The organism is Phaeobacter sp. JH20_26 (genome assembly GCF_048056275.1).
GTDB lineage: Bacteria > Pseudomonadota > Alphaproteobacteria > Rhodobacterales > Rhodobacteraceae > Phaeobacter > Phaeobacter bryozoorum.
The window spans coordinates 73,337-93,788 of the sequence record NZ_JAYMWL010000005.1; the positions used below are offsets into that span (position 1 = coordinate 73,337).

General features: G+C 61.1%; 19 protein-coding genes. 8 read left to right on the forward strand and 11 right to left on the reverse strand.

Annotated elements, in window-relative coordinates:
• Position 1: 1 nt before the first annotated feature.
• A complete protein-coding gene (locus VWY60_RS02080; protein WP_340546417.1) occupies positions 2 to 763 on the reverse strand; it encodes a DUF6478 family protein in 762 nt (253 codons plus the stop codon).
• Positions 764 to 952: 189 nt separating this feature from the next.
• Positions 953 to 1,588, reverse strand: coding sequence for a hypothetical protein (locus VWY60_RS02085; RefSeq protein ID WP_416540849.1), 636 nt, complete (start codon positions 1,586 to 1,588; stop codon positions 953 to 955).
• Between the two features lie 356 nt (positions 1,589 to 1,944).
• Here VWY60_RS02085 and VWY60_RS02090 point away from each other — a divergent pair, with 356 nt between their 5' ends.
• The 4 genes from VWY60_RS02090 (at position 1,945) to VWY60_RS02105 (ending at position 8,350) form a co-directional block, all read left to right on the forward strand.
• Positions 1,945 to 5,073 carry an ABC transporter transmembrane domain-containing protein gene (locus VWY60_RS02090; RefSeq protein WP_416540850.1) on the forward strand — a complete coding sequence of 1,043 codons (3,129 nt, stop codon included), beginning with the start codon at positions 1,945 to 1,947 and terminating at the stop codon, positions 5,071 to 5,073.
• On the forward strand, positions 5,063 to 5,983 hold the full coding sequence (locus VWY60_RS02095) for a CPBP family intramembrane glutamic endopeptidase (RefSeq protein WP_416540851.1): 921 nt from the start codon (positions 5,063 to 5,065) through the stop codon (positions 5,981 to 5,983). Before VWY60_RS02090 ends, VWY60_RS02095 begins: the two co-directional genes overlap by 11 nt.
• Before the next feature lie 62 nt (positions 5,984 to 6,045).
• A complete protein-coding gene (accD, locus tag VWY60_RS02100; protein WP_416540852.1) occupies positions 6,046 to 6,990 on the forward strand; it encodes an acetyl-CoA carboxylase, carboxyltransferase subunit beta in 945 nt (314 codons plus the stop codon).
• A 91-nt stretch (positions 6,991 to 7,081) separates the two neighbouring features.
• Positions 7,082 to 8,350, forward strand: a complete 1,269-nt coding sequence (locus tag VWY60_RS02105; protein ID WP_416540853.1) for a bifunctional folylpolyglutamate synthase/dihydrofolate synthase — start codon at positions 7,082 to 7,084, stop codon at positions 8,348 to 8,350.
• 115 nt (positions 8,351 to 8,465) lie between these two features.
• Here VWY60_RS02105 and zapE read toward each other — a convergent pair whose 3' ends face one another.
• Positions 8,466 to 9,536 (reverse strand): cell division protein ZapE, encoded by a 1,071-nt coding sequence (gene zapE / locus VWY60_RS02110; RefSeq protein ID WP_340546423.1) that lies wholly within the window; start codon positions 9,534 to 9,536, stop codon positions 8,466 to 8,468.
• Between the two features lie 224 nt (positions 9,537 to 9,760).
• On the opposite strand from zapE, the gene VWY60_RS02115 reads away from it, so the two are divergent.
• Positions 9,761 to 11,002 (forward strand): MFS transporter, encoded by a 1,242-nt coding sequence (locus VWY60_RS02115; RefSeq protein WP_340546424.1) that lies wholly within the window; start codon positions 9,761 to 9,763, stop codon positions 11,000 to 11,002.
• Between the two features lie 15 nt (positions 11,003 to 11,017).
• Here the strand turns inward: VWY60_RS02115 and VWY60_RS02120 are convergent, their stop codons facing one another.
• From VWY60_RS02120 to VWY60_RS02150, 7 genes are all read right to left on the reverse strand, one after another.
• Positions 11,018 to 11,938, reverse strand: coding sequence for an ornithine cyclodeaminase family protein (locus VWY60_RS02120; RefSeq protein ID WP_416540854.1), 921 nt, complete (start codon positions 11,936 to 11,938; stop codon positions 11,018 to 11,020).
• Positions 11,935 to 12,555 (reverse strand): HAD-IA family hydrolase, encoded by a 621-nt coding sequence (locus tag VWY60_RS02125; RefSeq protein ID WP_416534553.1) that lies wholly within the window; start codon positions 12,553 to 12,555, stop codon positions 11,935 to 11,937. The genes VWY60_RS02120 and VWY60_RS02125 overlap by 4 nt, the downstream gene beginning before the upstream one ends.
• 12 nt (positions 12,556 to 12,567) lie before the next feature.
• Positions 12,568 to 13,533, reverse strand: a complete 966-nt coding sequence (locus VWY60_RS02130; protein ID WP_416540855.1) for a DMT family transporter — start codon at positions 13,531 to 13,533, stop codon at positions 12,568 to 12,570.
• Positions 13,534 to 13,615: 82 nt separating this feature from the next.
• The gene (locus VWY60_RS02135) at positions 13,616 to 14,071 is read right to left on the reverse strand and encodes a YaiI/YqxD family protein (RefSeq protein ID WP_416538280.1); all 456 of its coding nucleotides are present in this window, start codon (positions 14,069 to 14,071) and stop codon (positions 13,616 to 13,618) included.
• Positions 14,068 to 15,561 (reverse strand): Si-specific NAD(P)(+) transhydrogenase, encoded by a 1,494-nt coding sequence (gene sthA / locus VWY60_RS02140; protein WP_416534551.1) that lies wholly within the window; start codon positions 15,559 to 15,561, stop codon positions 14,068 to 14,070. The genes VWY60_RS02135 and sthA overlap by 4 nt, the downstream gene beginning before the upstream one ends.
• 3 nt (positions 15,562 to 15,564) lie before the next feature.
• Positions 15,565 to 16,398 carry an S-formylglutathione hydrolase gene (gene fghA, locus VWY60_RS02145; RefSeq protein ID WP_340546430.1) on the reverse strand — a complete coding sequence of 278 codons (834 nt, stop codon included), beginning with the start codon at positions 16,396 to 16,398 and terminating at the stop codon, positions 15,565 to 15,567.
• A 175-nt stretch (positions 16,399 to 16,573) separates the two neighbouring features.
• Entirely contained in the window at positions 16,574 to 17,512 is a 939-nt protein-coding gene (locus tag VWY60_RS02150) for an AEC family transporter (RefSeq protein ID WP_416534550.1), read from the reverse strand.
• 422 nt (positions 17,513 to 17,934) lie between these two features.
• On the opposite strand from VWY60_RS02150, the gene VWY60_RS02155 reads away from it, so the two are divergent.
• The gene (locus VWY60_RS02155) at positions 17,935 to 18,579 is read left to right on the forward strand and encodes a TetR/AcrR family transcriptional regulator (RefSeq protein ID WP_416540856.1); all 645 of its coding nucleotides are present in this window, start codon (positions 17,935 to 17,937) and stop codon (positions 18,577 to 18,579) included.
• 31 nt (positions 18,580 to 18,610) lie between these two features.
• On the opposite strand, the gene VWY60_RS02160 is transcribed toward VWY60_RS02155, so the two are convergent.
• The gene (locus VWY60_RS02160) at positions 18,611 to 19,159 is read right to left on the reverse strand and encodes a cytochrome c (protein WP_416540857.1); all 549 of its coding nucleotides are present in this window, start codon (positions 19,157 to 19,159) and stop codon (positions 18,611 to 18,613) included.
• Between the two features lie 163 nt (positions 19,160 to 19,322).
• Between VWY60_RS02160 and VWY60_RS02165 the strand changes: the two genes are divergently transcribed.
• Positions 19,323 to 20,024 (forward strand): ArsR/SmtB family transcription factor, encoded by a 702-nt coding sequence (locus tag VWY60_RS02165; RefSeq protein ID WP_340546434.1) that lies wholly within the window; start codon positions 19,323 to 19,325, stop codon positions 20,022 to 20,024.
• A gap of 69 nt (positions 20,025 to 20,093) precedes the next feature.
• Positions 20,094 to 20,438, forward strand: a complete 345-nt coding sequence (locus tag VWY60_RS02170; protein WP_340546435.1) for a DUF2794 domain-containing protein — start codon at positions 20,094 to 20,096, stop codon at positions 20,436 to 20,438.
• Positions 20,439 to 20,452: the final 14 nt, after the last annotated feature.

The following is a 20,452-nucleotide window of genomic DNA, read 5'->3' on the forward strand; positions in this document are numbered from 1 at the left end:
GTTACAGGCTGGCGCGGCGACTACGTGACAGAGTGACATCGCGCAGGGTCACCTGGTTCATTTCCGGGGCTTCAAAGATCAGCTCCAGCCAAAGCCGCTCGACCCGTTTTTCGTTCAACTCAGCATAGGCTAGGTCGTATTCCACATGGGTGCGCTTGTCGCCCATCGGCAGTTCCCGCACCATCTGTTCAGTATTCGGGCCGTGTTTGATATTGAGCCGGGCAAAGATCTCGATCGGTTTTTCCGTCTCAAGCGTGCAGTCCACCCGCAGCAGATGGTCACGGTTCAGCCCTGCGGTGACGTCCTGCGGCAACTCGATGACCAGTGACAGGAACGAGCCGTCAAACCCGAACACATCCAGACGCACACCATAAGGGGCGAGGTCTTCCTCGCGGTTGTTGCGCAGCTGGCGCAGGGTGAGTTCGGAAACGGTGCAGTCGTGAAACAGCTCCACCTCTCCGCCGAGCCGTGTTTTGCTGGCGACGGCCGAGGCACCGGGAACCGGCAGCGGGCCACGCCACAGTTCGGGCCGCCAGCCCCAGTCGGTGCCGTGAGGGCGGGGAAAAGCGTTCGAGCCCACCTGCGGCAGCGCCAGCCGACCTTCGGCGATGTGAATGAGCCGGTCCAGATGCAGGCGCAGGGTTCGGGCGCGATTGCGTTGTTCCCTCAGACGGCTGAGGGGCATTTTCGACGCCTGCTGTGCCAGCCGACGCCAACGCCTGAGAACGCGCGCGAACAGCAGTTTTTCTATTGTCCTGCCCATTGGCTCAATATCCTGTCCTGCGAGTCATGCTTTTCGGCGATGCGGCAAAGCAGCAGCGTTTCATTGTTTTCTTCGACCCTAGCCAAAGCGGTGACCGCTGACAAACTCGGAAGCGGAAATCCGTTTGGATGGTTGGTGCTTGGCAGCTCGCGTCGCCGTGTCATCGCGCCCGCCGTTCTGGCGTGGATATCACCGGGTGATACCATCGGTAGCGGGATCAAGATCGGCAGTCACCGATGCTTCGAGCGTTTTTGCGGTCAGTTCGTTCAGCAATTGTGCGCCGCGTCGACCAAGGTTGCGGCTGCCGCTGGGCGCGTAGAGCGCAACGGCCACCAGTTGGTCGTTCAGCACGAAGGCGCCGCGCCAGTGCACGGGGCTGGCGCCACGAGCGCGGTGGTCCGGCATGTTCAGCTTGACCAGCGGCAGCATCATGTCGTTGCGCTCAGCGACCAGCCGGGCGCCGGGTGCTGTCTTTAACAGATCAGCGCTGGTCAATGCCGCATCCGCTGGGCCAGCGGGTCCGACAGCGACGGTGATCAAGGCGCGGTTGCGACTGGCGGGGCCTGGACGCAGACTGGAACAGGGAACGACGATGGCAAACCCACCTTCGGCGCGATGGCCCGTCATGCGGGGATCGATGCAGAAGCCGGCTGGTGGCACCAGATGAATGGTGTCACTGGCAAAGCTCATCCGGGTGATATCCCCGGGCTGCGGCTCAGTCTTGGCCCCCACCAGCGAGAGGCCTGAATCGGCGGTGCAGGCGGCCAGAGCGGCGGCGGCAAGCAGGGTCAGAGCACGCCGATACAGTCGGTGGCAGCCGGTCACCTGCAACGTCGTGCGTGCGCCATCGCAAAGCCACTGTGCAATCGCGGTAGAAAAGCAACAACCGGATAGCCGGTGTTGAGCGGACCGATACCCGTTTTCCGTTTGTGCCTCTGACTGCGTTCCATCAGAAATAGATACTATTTTTCCGTCGCTTATGATGGTCACGGTGGTCTCTGCCTGTCGTTGTCTTGCTCGATTCCGGAATAGTCCGGGGGCGCCTCTGTCGCAAGCAGCCCACGCAAAAGTCGGCCGGGTGTTGCCTTGTAATGTCAGGGGGCAGTGATTAGGGTCTGACCGCTGCAGAGCCAGCAGGCGATTTCGCGCTGACACCTTCCGACACGTAAGAGGAGCAGGGGATGCAATCCACCCTGTTTTCATTCATCTGGACCTATTCACGGCGCCAGCAGATAGGTCTGTTGGCGCTGACCATGGTCACATTCCCCTTTCTCTACGCTGCGTTGGAACTGCCCAAGCGGATCATCAATGACGCCATCGGGGCACCGATGGATCAGGTTGAGGTACTGGGCCAGGAGATTGGCCAGGTCGATTACCTGCTGCTGCTCTGTTTTGGGTTCCTTGCTGCGGTTCTGATCAGCGGGCTGCTGAAGATGCGTCTCAATACCATGAAGGGGGTTGTGGCGGAGCGACTGCTGCGACGTCTGCGCTATACGCTGATCAACCGGATGATGCGCTTTCCCACGCCCTATTTCCGCACCACGAGCCAAGGTGAACTTGTGTCGATGATCACCTCGGAGTCGGAGCCGATGGGCGGGCTGATGGGGGATGCCGTCGCCCAGCCGGTGTTTCAGGCCGGGCAGATGCTGACGATCGTCGTGTTCCTGTTCATGCAGAGTCTGTGGTTCGGTCTCGCGTCCATCGCATTGATCCCGCTACAGGCCTGGCTCATCCCGATGCTGCAACGGCAGATCAACCTGCTGAACAAGGATCGTATCCAGGAGGTGCGGGCTTTCTCGGCCGAGATCGGTGAAACGGCGGCCGGGATCAGCGATCTGCGGATCAATGGCGGACGACGCTACCGGCTGGCGCAGATTTCGACGCGTTTGGGGCGACTGTTCGATATTCGGCGACGCATCTACAGCAAGAAATACTTCATGAAGTTCCTCAACAACATGATCGGCCATCTGACGCCTTTTGTGTTCTATTCCGCCGGAGGGGTGCTGGCGATCCGCGGCGATATCACAGTGGGCGCTCTGGTGGCGGCGCTGGCAGCTTACAAGGACCTTTCCGCGCCGTGGCGGGAGTTGCTGACCTATTATAATCAGGTGCAGGACATGAGCCTGCGCTGGTCGATCATGACCGATCGTTTCTCGCCCAAGGGGATGATCCCGGAGACGCTGATCGACGGTGTGCCCGCCGATATTCCCCATCTGCGCGGGGAGATTGAGCTGCGCAATGTTTCGGTGAAGGACGCCGATGGCAATATGGTGCTTGAAGATCTGTCGCTGACCATTCCCGCCGGGGGACGTGTCGCGATCCAGAGCGGCAGCGAGGCCGAACGCGCAGCTTTTGCCGCATTGCTGACGCGTGAGGTGATGCCGTTTCGAGGTACGGTGACCATTGCAGGCCATCGGCTGGATCAGCTGCACCAAGGCGTGATCGCGACGCGCGTCGGCTATGCCTATTCGCGGCCCTACCTATTTGACGGATCGCTCGGGGACAATGTGCTGATGCCGCTGCGTGATCAACCTCACATGCCAGCCCACACCGAGGCGCGGGGCAAAAACCGGGCGCTGACCGAAGCCTGCCGTGCGGGTAACAGCCCCGACCCGCTGACGGCAGATTGGATCAATCCGGCGCTGGCCGGGCTCGGATCGGAAAGCGAGCTGCGCGATTGGTGGTTCCAGCTGGTTGAGGCGATGGGCATTGATGAGCAGCTGTTTCGACGCACCCTGCACACGCGTTTTCAGATCGGACCGCATCTAGGGCTGGTCCAGCAGATCATCGGGCTGCGAGCTCTGGTTGCTGAACGGCTGGAGCGTGCCGGGCTGTCTGACGTCGTGCACCGTTTCGACCCGGACAGTTTCAACCCGGCGGTGCCGCTGGGCGGCAATATCCTGTTTGCCGCGCCCACGCGCGCCATCGCCCCGGAAGAGTTGATTGCCGAAGATGGGCCGATTATCAGTGCGCTGCGTGACAATGGCTTGCAGCAGGATGTGATCGCTTTTGGCCTCGGGGTTATGGAAACACTGCGGCAGACCTTTGGTCTGGCTGATACCGACCATCCGCTGTTCAAGCGGCTGGGGCTGGACGAGGCGCTCTATCAACGTATCGCTGAGGTTGCCGACCGGCAGAAGACTCTGGGTGTGCTGGGATTGCGGGAGGATGAGCGGGGTCTGCTTGCATCGGTTCCGTTTCTGATTTCCGAAGAGCAGATCGGCACCGCGTTCCCGGAACGCTTCAAGCAGCAGATCCTGACGATGCGGCGTGATATGGCGCAGACCCTGCAGGCGCAATTGGGCGATCTCTTTATTTCGATCTCGCCCGACGCCTATCTTCCGCGTCTCACCGTGTTGGAGAATCTTCTATACGGGCGGCTGTCGCTGGGCGCGGGAGCAAAGGCGAAACAGGTTGAGGATCTGGTCGCCGACGTGCTGGAGGAACACGGTCTGCGCAAGCGGCTGGCGCTTATTCTCTATGATCTGCCGGCAGGTCTGGGCGGCGCGGCGCTGGAGCCGGTGTTTCAGGAGCGCGCGGCCTTTACCCGTGCAGCGATCAAACGGCCTGATGTCCTGATCCTTGATCGCGCGCTGGCGAGTCATGACAGCGCCAGTCGGCTGAAATCACGCGAGCGCCTTGCTGAGCTGATGCCAAATACCACGATGCTGTTTCTGGAAGATCAATTCAATCACCCCGAACGCTATGATATTTTTGTGAAAATTCAGAACGGGCGCATCGACGGGGTGGAAGGCGGATTGACCGACCCGATGGAGAATGCTGCGCGAAACGACCTTGGCAAACGGCTGGAGCTTATTCAAAGCACAGATCTGTTCTCGAAACTGGATGCGCGGAACCAGCGTCTGTTGGCCTTCTCGGCGCGCTGGCATGATGTGGCCAAGGGCGATTACGTGTTCCGATTTGGAGAGAGCGGCGATGCGGTGTTTCTCTGCCTGACCGGTACAGCGGAACTGTACTGGCCCGATCGAACGCCGGAGACCACGCCGATTTCCCGGGTTGAGCCGGGGCGGTTGATCGGTGATCTGGCTGTTATCCTGCGCGACACACGGCAATTGGACCTGATTGCGGTGGAAGATTGCCGTTTTCTCAGGATTGGCGCCGAAGAGTACCGTGCCGTGATCGAGGCGGATGCGGGCGTGGCCGTGCAGCTGCTCGAAACGGTCTCACGGCATCTGGTGCAGGTTGCGGGTGTTGTCCGCGCGGCGGATCAGAATGTTGCAGGCAGCCAAGCACCGGCGGTGGCTGCGACCAGTACACTTGCGGAGGAGCATAGCGGCAATGCCCATTGATCCCACAATGGCGGCCTATGCTGCCCATGCGCAACTGGTCGATCCGGCCCGGCGCAGCCCGCAGATCTGGCGGCTGCTGCTTGGTATGCTGCTCGTGGCAGTACTCAGCTACGCGATGACCAATGTCGCTGTCCAGCTGCTGATTGCTGTCGCGCCGGGTGATTGGGTGAGTGATTTGCCGACCGGGGGCTCGCCCGTGGCCATGCTGGTGCTGCTGGGCAGCTTCTTATCCGTGACCGTGGCTGTTGCCTGCGTGCTGCGCCTGTTGCACCGACGCGGCCTGACCAGCCTGATCGGCCCGATACCGCAGACCTTGCGACAGTTCTGCCGGACCGGCGTTCGACTGATGGTCCTGATGATGGGGCTTGCCGTTCTGTGGTTGGTCCTGCCGGGCGGGCTGGACGGCGGTGTGATGACGGATCTGGTGCCGAACCTGCCACCAGCGCAATGGCTGCTGTTGCTACCATTCGCGCTGATGGCGATATTCGTGCAGGTCAGCGCCGAGGAAATCCTGTTCCGGGGGTATCTCCAGCAGGCGCTTGCGGCGCGGTTTTCTCATCCGCTGGTCTGGCTTCTGGTGCCGTCGATCCTCTTTGCTGCTGGTCACTATGTGCCGGCCGATGCCGGGGTGAATGCGCCCTTCATTGCGCTCTGGGCGGGGGCGTTTGGACTGCTGATGGCGGATCTGACCGCCCGGGCGGGCACGCTGGGCCCCGCAATCGCAGTACATTTTGCCAATAATATCATTGCTATCCTCTTGTTCGGATCGCCCACCAGCCTGTCGGGATTGGCGCTATATCTGGTCCCGTTTGAGCTGTCGGATCCCGTTGTCATGCGGCAAATGCTCTGGCTGGATCTCGCGGTTGTGGGCTTCTGCTGGTTGGTTGCGCGGCTTGCCATCCGGCGCTGATTGCATTTAGACGCGCGGGGCCTTATTTGAAGGTCCAAACCGCCCCTACAAAGGCATGGCTTATGAACTGGATCACCAACTACGTCCGGCCGCGGATCAATTCGATCTTCTCGCGCCGCGAAGTTCCCGAGAACCTCTGGCGCAAATGCGACGAATGCGGCACCATGCTGTTTCACCGCGAGCTGAGCGACAATCTGAATGTCTGCAACAATTGCGGACACCACATGCACATCACGCCACGCGACCGGTTTCTGGCGCTGTTTGATGGCGGTGTCTTCACCGAAGTCAAAGTGCCTGAACCTCTGGCCGACCCGCTCAAGTTCCGTGATCAGAAACGTTATCCCGACCGGATGAAAGCAGCGCAGAAGACGACCTCCGAGAAAGAGGCGATGCTGGTGGCCGCCGGTGAAATTGGTCGGACCCCGATCGTAGCCGCTGCGCAGGACTTCTCCTTTATGGCGGGATCCATGGGCATGTATGTTGGCAACGCGATCATTGCCGCTGCCGAAGAGGCCGTGAAACTGAAGCGACCTCTGGTGCTGTTTTCCGCCGCTGGTGGCGCGCGTATGCAGGAGGGCATCCTGTCGCTGATGCAGATGCCCCGGACCACGGTTGCTGTGCAGATGCTGAAAGAAGCAGGTCTGCCCTATATTGTGGTGCTGACCCATCCGACCACCGGTGGTGTGACCGCCTCTTATGCGATGCTTGGGGATGTGCATATCTCGGAGCCCAACGCATTGATCTGTTTTGCCGGACCCCGTGTGATCGAACAGACCATTCGCGAAAAACTGCCTGAGGGGTTCCAGCGCGCCGAATACCTGCTGGATCACGGCATGTTGGATCGCGTGACACCGCGCACAGAGATGCGTGACGAGCTGATCACCATCACCCGCATGCTGCTGGGCCTGCCGCCGCAGATTGTCGGCGACCTGCCCGCCCCGGATGCCAGCGAGCAGGCCGGGAACGACACCAAGGGTGCCGCAGATGCACCGGCCTCAGGCGGCTGATCCTGATAATCTCTGATGTTGCGGCCCGCTCGTTCTTCGGGTGGGCCGTTTGCATATCTTACCGCCTGTACCAACGCCAGTGAGCTGTAGAATGACCCAGACCTCCGACGCGATCCTTGCCCGCATGATGGCGCTGCACCCCAAGATCATCGACCTGACGCTGGACCGGGTCTGGCGGCTGCTGGAAGCGCTGGACAATCCGCAGGACAAGCTGCCGCCGGTGATCCATCTGGCCGGCACCAATGGCAAGGGCTCGACCCAGGCGATGATCCGGGCCGGGCTGGAGGGGATGGGAAAGAGTGTTCATGCCTATACCTCGCCGCATCTGGCGCGCTTTCATGAGCGGATCCGGCTGGCCGGAGAGCTGATCTCCGAGGCGCATCTGACCGAGGTCCTGGATGAGTGCTACGCCAGGAACGGCGGCGAGAACATTACCTATTTCGAGATAACAACGGTGGCGGGGATTCTCGCCTTTTCCCGCAGGCCTGCCGACTACACGCTGCTGGAAGTGGGTCTTGGCGGGCGTCTGGATGCGACCAATGTGATCACCCCGGCGCTCAGCGTGATCACCCCGGTTTCGATCGACCATGAACAGTTCCTGGGCAACACGCTGGCGAAGATCGCGGGCGAAAAGGCGGGCATCATCAAGCGCGGCGTGCCGGTTGTGGTTGGCCCGCAGCCTGACGAGGCGATGGAGGTGATCGAGGCCACCGCCGCCCGTCTTGGCGCGCCGCTGATCGCCTATGGCCAGCACTGGCATGTCTGGGAAGAGCGCGGGCGGCTGGTGTTTCAGGACGAAACCGGCCTCTTGGATTTGCCGCTGCCGGTTCTGCTGGGCGCGCATCAGATCCAGAACGCCGGTGCGGCGCTGGCGGCGCTGCGCCATCTGGGCGCCGATGAGGCGGCCTGCGAAGCGGCGATGCTGCACGCCGAATGGCCCGCGCGGATGCAGAAACTGAAGACCGGCCCGCTGGTTGAGGCCGCGCCGGAGGCGGAGCTGTGGCTGGACGGCGGTCATAACGCCGCGGCGGGCGTGGCGCTTGCGGATGTGCTGGCCAAGCTGCCGGAGCGCCCCACGCATCTGATCTGCGGTATGCTGAACACCAAGGACGTGCGCGGCTACATGGCACCACTGGCAGCGCATGTGGCGAGTCTCACCGCGATTTCGATCCCCGATGAGGTGAACACGCTGAGCGCCGAAGAAACCGAGGCCGCGGCCAAATCCGTGGGTATCGAGGCCGGCACGGCAGACAGCACTATGGCAGCGCTGCAGGCGATTGTCGCCAAGGACCCGCAGGCACGAGTGCTGATCTGCGGCTCGCTCTATCTGGCCGGTCACATTCTGCGCGAAAACGGCTGACGACTGACGACTGACGGCGCCGGTGATCGGTGCCAGTGCTGCCCGTCATCTTTCCAAAAATACTCCGGGGGTGAGAAAGCCGTGCTTTCGAGGGGGCAGCGCCCCCTTGTTGCTCTCAGCCCTCGCGTCCCCAGTCCCGGTCCTGCATCTCACGCAGCCGGGAGGCTGTGCGCTCGAATTCAAATGTGCCTTCCCCCTCGACATAGAGCATTTCCGGCTCCGCAGCGGCTGAGCAGATGAGGCGCACCCCTGCCTCGTAAAGCGCATCAATCAGTGTCACAAAACGCTTGGCTTCATTGAAGTTGTTGCGGCTGAGACGGGGAATATCCTCAAGCACCAGAACCTTGACTACCTCGGCGATGGCCAGGTAGTCGCCGGGACCCAGCATTTTGCCGCAGAGATCATAAAATCCGGCCCGAGCGACACCGTTGCGGAAGGCAGGCAGCGTTACGTCTCGCCCCTTGACCTCCAGCGTCAGGGGAAGGGCCGGGCCGCCGGAGAGATCCTCCCAGATTTCGCGAATCTTGGCGTTTGCCTCGGCATTTACTGGCGAGAAATAGACCTGTGCCCCAGTCAGACGATCCTGACGATAATCGACCGGGCTGACCATTTCATGGACCTGCATCTGCTGCTTGATCAGGTCGATGAAGGGCAGGAACAGCTGCCGGTTCAACCCGTTCTTATAGAGATCATCCGGCACCCTGTTTGACGTTGTGATCACCGTTACACCAGCGGCGAACAGCGCCTCGAACAGGCGGCCGACAATCATTGCATCGGTGATATCGCTGATCTGCATCTCGTCGAAGGCCAGCAGCCGGACCGACTCCGCCACCTCTGCCGCAACGGGTGCCAGCGCGTCTTCGACCCCCTGCTGGCGCGCTTCGTGCATTTTGCCGTGGATTTCCTGCATGAAGGCGTGAAAGTGTACGCGCCGCGATGGAACGTCATCAAGGCTGTCGACAAACAGATCCATGAGCATCGACTTGCCCCGTCCAACCCCACCCCAGAGATAAAGGCCCTTCACCGCCTGATAGCTGGCCTTGCGAAAGAGGCCGCGTTTCACCGGCGGGGCTTTCAGGCCCGCGGCGATGCGGTCGAAATGGGGAAGCACGGCCTCCTGCGCAGGGTCGGGCTTCAACATGCCTGCGTCGATTTTCTGCTGATAAAGCGCGGTCAGATGGGTCATGTCGGAAGGGATAGCCTGAGGGCCTTCGGATGGAAAGATATCTCAGCCTATCGCGGTTTTGCAGCTGCAAGGACAGATGCGGGCGGTCGCGAAGTCTCTGTGGAAAAGGGCAGGCTGTAATACATCAAATATTCTTGCCTATAGGCGCAAAAATCCTGATTTGACCGACCCTGTTTTTTCCGTACCGTCGCCTGACCGGAGCCCCTCCGGCAAGGAGAGTGATCATGACCCGCCCCGCACCGCTGTTTACCCCCGTCCTGATTGTCGGCTGCATCATTATTATGGCAAGCTTTGCGGTGCGTGCGTCTTTTGGCGTCTTTCAGATCCCGATTGCCGAGGAATTCGGCTGGTTGCGGTCCGAATTTTCGCTGGCGATTGCCATCCAGAATCTGGCCTGGGGCATCGGGCAGCCGATTTTCGGCGCCATCGCAGAGAAGATCGGCGACCGCAAGGCGATCATCATCGGCGCGCTGATCTATGCAGCCGGTCTGGTGCTCAGCGCCTTCGCAACCACGCCGTTTGAGATGCAGGCTTATGAATGGCTGGTGGGTTTCGGCATAGCCGGAACCGGGTTTGGTGTCGTGCTGGCCGTGGTTGGCCGGGCCAGTTCGGATGAGAACCGGTCAATGTCTCTCGCAATTGTCACTGCCGCTGGCTCTGCCGGGCAGATTTTCGGCGCGCCGACTGCCGAATGGATGCTGACGTTTTTGAGCTGGCAGAGCGTTTTTCTGGTGTTTGCGGGCGTTGTTCTGGCGCTGATCGCGACCCTGCCCCTGATGCGCGCACCGGAAGCGGCCTCCAAGGCGGAGCTGGAAGAGAGCATGGGGGCAATCCTGGTAAAGGCGTTCAAGGATCCGTCCTATACGCTGATTTTCCTCGGCTTTTTCAGCTGCGGCTATCAGCTGGCCTTTGTCACGGCGCATTTCCCTGCGTTTGTGACAGAGATGTGCGGCCCGATCCTGCCGGGAGGTGCACTTTATTCGATGGGGATCACCTCAACCTCGACATTGGGGGCGGTTGCGATATCGCTGATCGGCGCGGCCAATGTCGGGGGAACCCTGCTCGCCGGTTGGCTTGGCAACCGGTATTCCAAGAAATACCTGCTGGCGGCGATCTATACCGGCCGCACGATTGCGGCGGCGGCCTTTATCCTGGTGCCGATCACGCCGGTTTCGGTCATCATTTTTTCCATCGTGATGGGGTCGCTGTGGCTTGCGACGGTGCCGCTGACCTCCGGTCTTGTCGCGCATCTCTACGGGCTGCGTTACATGGGCACGCTTTATGGGATCGTGTTCTTCAGTCACCAACTGGGTAGTTTTCTGGGCGTGTGGCTGGGGGGGCGGATGTATGACATCTACGGAGATTATACGCTGGTCTGGTGGATCGGTGTCGGGATCGGCGCGTTCAGCGCCATTGTGCACCTGCCCATTCGCGAACACCCTCGGGCCCGGATGGCCGCTGCCTGAGGGCTGCACCGGGGGTTAGCTCCCTCCTCGCCAGCGGTCCAGAATGTGGCGGCTGGTGATCAGATCCATATGTGCGCCGCCCCCGTTTTTGAACAGGGTGATCTTGGTAGGGTCGAATTCGGGAAAGCGCTCCAGATCGTAGAAGTCCGCCAGGATTTCGTTGCGGCGGATCACGCCGTCGGCCAGCGGAATCTTGAACTCCCCAATGTGATCGATGGTGGTGTCAAAGCTGTCACAATAGATCTCGGCGCGTTGCAGAGCGGTATCATCCGCCTCGCGCATATCTGGGCGGTAGGCGCCGATCAGATTGAGATGCTGGCCGGGGTGCAACCAGTCCCCATGGATGATAGGCGTCGACGACATGGTGCAGGTCACGATGATATCCGCCGCCCGCACAGCAGTTTCCAGATCGGGTGCTGTTTTCGTATGGGGGTAGCGGTGTGCCAGCGCCTCTGCCTTTGCCAGCGTACGATTCCAGATGCGGATCTGAGCTTTGGGGTAGGCGGTGCCAAAGGCCTCTATCAGCGAGGCCCCGACGGTGCCGGCCCCAACAATCAGGATCTCCCGGCTGTCTGGATTGGCCAAGCGGAGCGCCCCCAGCAGGCTGTCACCAGCCGTTTTCCATTTGGTCACCAGATGGAAGTCGATCAGCGCCTCCAGCATCCCGTGTTGATCGTCGTAGAGGCACACCGCACCATTGACCATCGGCTGGCCGCGATCCGGGTTGCCGGGAAAGATCGTCGCGCTTTTCACCGCAAGACCAAGCCCATCAATCCACGCAGCGCGGTTCAGCAGCGTGTCCTTGCCCCGGTAGAGGAAACTATCGGTGACCTCAGCCTTTGGCAGCCGGTGTCCTGCGGCGAGGGCATCACAGAACGATCGCCAGTCCAGATTGGCTTCGCCCTGGTCGAATGGGATTTGCAGGATCGCGCTCATTGGGCCTCCTCCGGCGACAGCAGTCCCTCTGTCACCAGGCGATCAGCCCAGGTCTGGGGATGGGTAAAGAGATGCGTCTGCCAGCCGCGTTCGGCGGCAGCCTCGATGTTTTCGGGGCGGTCGTCGGTGAACAGGAGACGCTCAGACGGTACGCCGGTATCCTGTTCAAGCTGGGCGTAGATCTCTGCCTCAGGTTTGATCGTGCGTAGATGGCCGGAGACAAATGCTTTGTCGAACTCGTCGAAGAACGGGTAAGTGGTTCTGGCCAGTTCAAAGGTGCCAATCCCAAAATTCGTGAGCGCAAAGACCGGCACAGCGCGTCGGCGCAGAGCGCGCATCAGGCGAACGGAGTGAGGAATCGCAGGGCTGGCCATCTGGAGCCAGCTGTCGTGCCAATGGCGAATCTCCTCGGCCCATTCGGGATGCTGATCGGCCAGCGCATAGACGGCGCCCTTGAAATCGTCGCCCCGGTCTATGCCCAGGTTCATTTCATGCAGGTCGACCTCGCGAAACAGCGCTTCGCGTCGCTCCTTGCCGATCTTGGCATCGTAGAAGCGTTCAGGCTCCCATTCGATCAGCACGCGGCCGATGTCAAAAACGACGGCTTGGATGGTCATCTTCAGGCTCTCCTATCCGGTCGAACGCGGTCGTGGGCGAGGGGCTGGGCGACTGCGGCGGGTTTCGCGCCAGACTGAAACAAGCCCGGCGCCAATGATCAAGGTCGATCCGATCCAGACCGGGCCGTCTGGCCATTCGTCAAAGACCAATACGCCCCAAACCACGGCCATCGGCATGGCGATATATTCAAACGGAGCAATCAGACCAGCCTCGCACTGGCGATAGGCCTGGCTGACCAGATAACCGCCGACGGAGCCGGCTAGCCCCACGGTCAGAAACAGGAGCCAATCCTGAGAGGCAGGCCAGATCCAGGCGCGCAGGATGAACTGCAGACCAGCGCTGTCGGAGGTGGCGAAGCGCCCGTCACCGGCTAGCAGCCCGACAAGGGAGCTGACCAGCAGAAACCCAAGCGTCGGGTAGAAGGACAGTGTCGCCGCCTTGTCCGAACCGCCAGCCCGGCGGGTCAGGACATGCAGCGTGGCATAGCCGCAGGCACCGAGAAACGGCAGGATTGCAGCAGGCTGAAAGGTGCCGGGACCCGGGCGCATGATCATCAGAATACCGACAAAACCGATGGCAACCGCCATCCAGCGCCAAGGGCCAACCCGCTCTTTCAGAAACAGGACTGACAGGCTGGTGACAACCAGCGGCGTGGCAAAGGCAATCGCCACCGCTTCGGCGATGGGCATGATCGCGAGACCGGTAAAGAAACAGAGATTGGCAAATAGCACCGCGAGGCTGCGCAGCAGATGCAGACGGGGTTGCCGCGTGCGCAGAATGCCATAGCCGCCTTCCAGAGGGATGATCAGCGCCAGCAAGACGAACATGGCCACGACGGAGCGGAACATCACCACCTGATATAGCGGGTAATCGCCGGACAGGAATTTGAAGATGACGTCGATGATGGAGAAACAGATGGCGGCCCCGACTGCCGCAAGGACGCCAAGAATGGGGAGGCCTGCCTGTTGCTGCGTCACATCTGCTCTCCGCCTCGGTGATTGGTGCAATCAGTGACGCAACGATGGGCAAAGGGCAAGAGCAGGGGGCGACCGGACCGGTTCAGGTGGCGCTGGCGGCGCGGATCTCACGCTCGAGCGCGTCGAGAAAGCGGGATCGGTCGGCTTTGGTAAAGCCTTTGCCGCTGCCCCCGGCACCAAGCGGATTGGCGGCGCGCAGATCTGCCATCAGATCGCGCATCGCCAGTTGTTGGCCGATATTGGCCTCTGTGAAGCGGTCCCCATTGTGCCGCAACACCCGGGCGCCGGCCTCGATACATTTTGCGGCCAGCGGAATATCTCCGGTGACCACGACATCGCCGTTTCCGCAACGCTCGGCGATCCACATGTCGGCTACATCGGCGCCTTCAGATACGATCACGGTCTCTACCAGCGGGTTCTGCGAGGGGCGCAGCCCACCGTTTGAGACAACATACATCGTGACCTTGTGGCGGGTTGCCACGCGCTCTGCCTCGGCTTTGACGGGGCAGGCATCGGCGTCGATATAGAGCGCCATCACTCAGCGGCCTTGGTGGGTTTTACCTTGGCGGCCGGTTTCGCCTTGGCGGCGGTCTTGGAGGTCTCGGGGCCGGTCTTCTTCACCTTGAACTCCTCCGGGATCGGCATCCGGTTGAACGCGTCAAGGCCGGCAATCTTATAGGCCTCGGCCAGGGTCGGATAGTTGAAGGTGTTCTGGACGAAGTAATCCACCGTGCCTTTGAGGTTGAGCACCGCCTGGGCGATATGGATCAGTTCGGTTGCGCCTTCGCCGACAATCTGAACACCGAGCACTCGGCGCGTCTTGAGAGAGAACAGCATCTTCAGCATGCCGTGTTCCAGCCCCATGATATGACCGCGAGAGGTTTCGCGGAAGCGCGCGATGCCGATTTCGTAGTGGATGCCACGTTCCTGGAGTTCTTCCTCCGACATGCCGCAGGTTGACATCTCAGGCACCGAATAGATGCCATAGGGGAACCATGGGCTTTCGGGCAGGGTCGGTGTTTCCAGCGCGTGACAGGCTGCAACCCGCCCCTGCTGCAATGAGGTCGACGCCAGGGAGGGGTGGCCGATCACATCGCCGGTGGCATAGATATGCGGCACAGCGGTCTGATAGGATTTGCGATCAACACTGAGACGGCCGCGGTGATCCGTTTCCAGACCAACAGCCTCAAGGTTCAGCGCCTCGGTATTGCCCATGCGACCAGCGGCGAACAGCAGCATGTCGCCGCGTACATGACGTCCGTTCTCCAGGCTCACCTCGATATGGCTGCCTTCGTCCTCGATCTTGGTGATGGCAGAGCCGAGACGCAAATCGACGCCGTTCTCGCGGATCTGGTGAGTGAAATCCTGAATCAATGTGCTGTCGATGAAGTCGAGGAAGGTGTCGCGCGGCTCGATCAGGGTCACACGGACATCAAGGGCAGAGAACATGGTGGCATATTCGACGCCGATCACCCCGGCTCCGACCACGACCAGCGAACGCGGGATTTCCTCCATTTCGAGGAACTCATCGCCGTCGACGACGGTTTTGCCGTTGAATGGCACATACTCCGGGCGATAGGTGCGCGTGCCGGTGGCAATCAGGAATTTCTCGCCGGTGACACGGGTGGTATCGCCTGCCTCGGTAGCGACTTCGACCTCGTTCGGGCCGACAAAACGCGCAAGACCGGCCAGGACCTCGACGTGGTTTCGGTTGAACTGATGTTCCAGCACGTCGACCTCATGGTCGAGGGTCATGTGCAGGCGGGCCTTGAGATCCTCGGCCTGGATCTGATCCTTCACCCGATAGGCGCGGCCATAGAAACTGCGCTCGCGCCAGCCAGAGAGGTTCAGCACGGTCTCTCGCAGGGTTTTGGACGGGACAGTGCCGGTATGAACCGAGACACCGCCCAGACGATCCTTGCGGTCGATGACCAATACGCGGCGGTGCAGTTTGCCTGCCTGAATCGCTGCGGTGCGCCCGGAGGGGCCGGATCCGATAATGATGAGGTCGTAGTTGAAATCTGCCATGTATCAGCCCCGGTAGAGCGCTTCGGCATGGAAGGACACATGGTCCTCCATGAAGGTAGAGACGAAGAAATAGCTGTGGTCATATCCCGGCTGCATCCGCAGGACGGCCTGCTGGCGGCGGGCCGCCGCAGCCTCGGCCAGAGCCTCCGGTTTCAACAGGTCGAGGAATTGATCGGATGTGCCGGTGTCGATCAGGATTGGCCCGTCAAAGCCGCTCTCCTGCATCATCAGGGTGGCGTCGTGGCGCGCCCATGCGGCTTCGTCAGTGCCCAGATAGGCCGTCAGCTGCTTGCGGCCCCAGTCACTGGCCGAGGGGTTGCAGATCGGCGCGAAGGCCGACACCGACCGGAACCGGCCCGGCAGGTTCATCGCCATCGTCAGCGCGCCATGTCCGCCCATGGAGTGGCCGGTGATCGACTGGCGATCCATATCCAGTGCAAACTGCTCAGCCAGCAGGGCAGGCAGCTCCTCGGTGACGTAATCCCACATCCGGAAATGCGGCGCCCAGGGATCCTGGGTGGCGTTCACGTAGAAACCAGCCCCCTGTCCCAGGTCATAGGCTTCGTCATCCGCAACCCCGTCGCCGCGCGGGGAGGTGTCCGGAAACACGATGGCGATCCCCTGTTCCGCGCACCAGGCCTGCGCGCCTGCCTTGGTCATGGCGTTTTCGTGGGTGCAGGTCAGCCCGGACAGATACCACAGCAACGGAACCGGCCCATCGGCGACTTCCTCCGGCAGGAACAGCCCAAAGGTCATGTCGCAATTGGTGCTGCTGCTGGCATGGCGATAGACGCCTTGCACGCCTCCGAAGGCGGCATTTTCCGAGACGGTTTCCATGGGGCGACTCCTTTGTTCTATGTTGCTCTATCGCTACCTGTGGTCAGCCATAGGGTCCAGTGACTGCGCGTCTGTGGTCCCTGTTTTTGCGACATATCATTGCAAAAACCTGAAGACTGCGGACGCCGATGGCCGCGATTGATGCCAATATCGCCCGGTCAGTGGCCGGATCGGCTCAGGGCTGCGTCAATACCGAGACCCCGGCGATCACCAAGGGCAGTGTCAGGATCGAGAGTGTCGTCGACAGCAGGATGGCGGCTGAGGCACGGTGCGGGGCGACCCCATAGTGTTGCGCCAGCATGTAGACGTTTCCGGCCACCGGCAGCGCTGCGGCGGCGATGGCGACACCGGCGGCATAGGGATCCACAGGCACCAGCACCAGCACGCAGAGCGCCACTGCGGCCGGGTGCAATACCAGCTTGGCGAAGCTGAGCCAGCTGGCAATCTGCACCCGTTCGGCAGATTTCGAGGCCAGAGACGCGCCGATCGCAAAGAGCGCGCCGGGCGTTGCGGCATCGCCCAGCAAGGCAAGAAACGCATTCGCAGGGGTCGGTATCGGCAGCGCGAGCGCCGACCAGATCAGACCCGCGCAGATCGACAGGATCATCGGGTTTCGCAGCAACCCACGACCAACCAGCCCCAGCGTGGCGCCGCTAAGGCCGCTGCCGCGCCCCAGGTTGATCAGGACGACGATCAGAGAGGAAAACACCACCAGATCGACGCTGAGAACCAGCATCATCGGCCCTACCGAGGCCGGGCCGAACAAGATGATCATCATTGGCAGGCCGAGAAATCCAACGTTGCCGATGGCCGCGCATTGCGCCTCTACTGCGGCGGTTTGCATGTCGAGGCGACGCAGCGCAGCCACCAGCGTGGTGACCCCATAAACTACCGATGTGCCCAACAGATACCCGAGCACCAGCCGGGGATCGAAGATCTCCGAAAAAGACAGATTGGCGGCAAATCGGAAGATCATTGCCGAAAGTGGGAAATAGAAGACGAACTTTGTGAGGCTGGCGGTGGCCTCTTCCGAGAAAAAGCGGCTGCGACCGGCCCAATATCCAAGACCGATGATCGCAAAAAACGGGAGTGTTCTCAGAAATATGTCGAGCATCGTGGGAATTGGTAACCTAATTTGACCAACTCGGGAAGAGCGTTTCTCACCCCGCGCGGGGCTCCCGCCCGTCATCGGATCTCGGGTGAGGTCCTCTTCCCGTTGGGCCGGGCATCGCTGACGCGCTGGCACCTATCCGTTGGCCCCCATGGCGCAACCGCAGAGCCGCCGCCATAAGCGGTTCCGGTGTGTTTCCATCCGCGCGTTTGCCTATGCCGACAAACACGTTAAGCTGATGTCATGAGTTGGACAGATCGTCGGCGCAAGCGTTTTTTTGTTCGCCGCGCAGGGCTCTGGCTCATAGACTATCACGACGCCGCAACCGTTTGTGAGGTCACGCTTGACCTTGCCGCAGAATGCCTAGATTGGGCCTGCAACCCGCGATATCCGATCACTGTGTCGCCCCCTGACCGAGAGTATTGATGAACCAGCCAACCGCTATTCCCCGCAAGGGTCGCAAATATGATCAGGTGCTCCTCGGTGCGCGGGATGTGTTTATGGCCCATGGGTTTGAGGGCGCCAGCGTGGATGATATTGCCCGACAAGCCGGGGTCTCGAAGGCAACGCTCTATAGCTACTTTCCGGACAAGCGGCTGTTGTTCATGGAAGTTGCCCGGCACGGTTGCGCGCGTCAGGCTGACACAGCGGTCAGCATTGGCGCGGGTTGCTGTGACCCTCAGACCGCGCTGCGTGAGGCGGGGCACCACGTTCTGTCGGTGATCCTCTCGGAGTTTGGCGTTAAGATGTTTCGCATCTGCGTTGCCGAGGCGGACAGGTTTCCGGATCTGGGACGCCGCTTCTACGAAAGCGGACCGGCAACCATCCGGGCGCAGCTGCGCGAGTATCTGGCAGAAGCGACCGCACGGGGCGAGTTGCGGATCGAGGATCTGGATCTGGCGGCTGATCAGTTTGCGGAACTGTGTCGCGCGGATATGTTCCTTAGGCTGCTTTTCAACATCGACGCCGATATCGACGATGACGAGCGTGAGCGTGTGGTTGAGGCCGCGATCAAGACGTTTCTTGCCCGCTACGGGGTCGCTGGTACGGCAGGCAACAGTGCTGGCTGATCGGCCATCGGGTCGAACCGGCTAGGGCAGCTCAGTGAGTGGTGAGTTCGCGCGGTGTCTCACGGTAGATTTGGTGGCAGTTGTGACAGGCGGATAGCAGGCGCGGCAGGCTGCGTTTCAACCCGGCCGCCGAGCGGGTATTCAGTGCGCGTGCCGCGCGTTCGGCAGACTCCGCATGGCGTTTGAAATCAGCCCAGTTTGCCCAGATACCGCCGCGTGCATGGGATGACAGATCGGTGACATCCTGGCGGAATTCGCGCGGGATGCGGCGCGTCGACCGGATCAGAGCGCGTCGGGCCGCGCGCGCGGCACCGCGATCGAATGCGATGTAGTCGCGGGTCATCGCTGCAAGATCCTGAACGGCCGTTTTTTGGCCACCCATCAGAGCGATACGTTGGGCAACGTGTTTGTTGGTCGGTTGAGGATCGGCATCGACCTTGCCGGCCAGCAGCAGAAGTGAGGCGATCAGCAACGCGCTGCCCATGAGAAGGCAGAGGCCCCCCAGACCACGCCAGTGCTCGTCGGCTCGGGTCTGAACCCGGTCAGGTCGATGGCGTCGTTGTTTGGGGTCATGCTGCATGGTCTCTTGGCTCCAGATCCTGATCAGGCGCGATGCAAAAAAACTATGCGGTTGAGGTTAGATCCCGGTTAATGATGGGACAGACAGGCTGGCTAGAACCCTTCGGCGATGGTCGAAGCGTTTGTACTAGTCGCAATCGCGGGCGGCGGGTTATCGTCTGACCATGAGCACTCCTCGATTTGATATTCTGGGCCAGGCGCTTTCCGATGCCAGCCGCACCCGTATGTTATGCGAGCTGCTGGACGGTCGGTCCTACACCAATAAGGAGCTGGCGGCGGCGGCAGGTGTCACCGCGCCGACAGCAACAGCGCATTTGCAGCTGCTGCAATCCGCAGGCCTGGTCGTTGCTGAAAAGCGAGGGCGCTGCGTTTTTCACAGGTTGGCCAGCGCCGAGGTGGCACAGACCCTTGAGCAACTGGCTGCGATTGCGCCGTCGGATCATCTGCATCGTGCGCAGCAGCGAAAGGCGGGTGTCCTGGCACCATTGCGCAGTTGCTACGACCACTTTGCCGGTCCATTGGCGGTGGCGATGACCCGGCGGTTTCTCGATCTTGGAATTCTGGTTGAGCGCAACGGCGGGTTCGAAGTGATTCCGGCAGCAGAATGGGACCGGCTGGGAGTGACCTTGCCGACACGGCCTTCACGGCAAGCCTTTGCGAAGCCCTGCATGGACTGGACGGAGCGGCGCCTGCATATCTCGGGCGAATTGGGGCGTCAGCTGTTGTCTCACGCGCTGACTTCGGGCTGGGTCAAGCGTCAGCCGGTCAAACGGGGGCTGCTGCTGACCGCCCCTGGACGTGCGGCTTTTGAGCAGACCATCGGTCTGGACACACGCTCTGTTCTGCCCGAGCTTTCGCCTTCCTGAGGACGCCAGCTGCGCCGCAAGGTGGCAATAATGCTTGATTTGCTGTCTGTTTGGCGCAACGCTGTCATTATGAGCTTTGACCAAGTGCAGCCCTTCTCATCGTTTTCCGGCCCGCAGCAGGTTGCCTTTCACCGGACCGAACTCTCGGTGATCCTGTCGTTGTATGGCCGTATGGTTGCAGCCGGGGAATGGCGGGACTACGGCATTTCGACCCTTCGGGATCTGGCCGTTTTCTCGGTGTTCCGGCGCACCGCTGAGCACCCTCTTTATCGTATCGAGAAACGTCCCAAGCTGCGTAATAGGCAGGGGCAATATGCGGTTGTCGGTATGGATGGGCAGATTCTGAAGCGCGGCCATGATCTCAAATCCGTGCTGCGTGTGCTCGAACGCAAGCTCATCCGATCCGTGACCTGACCGCCGATTGCGGC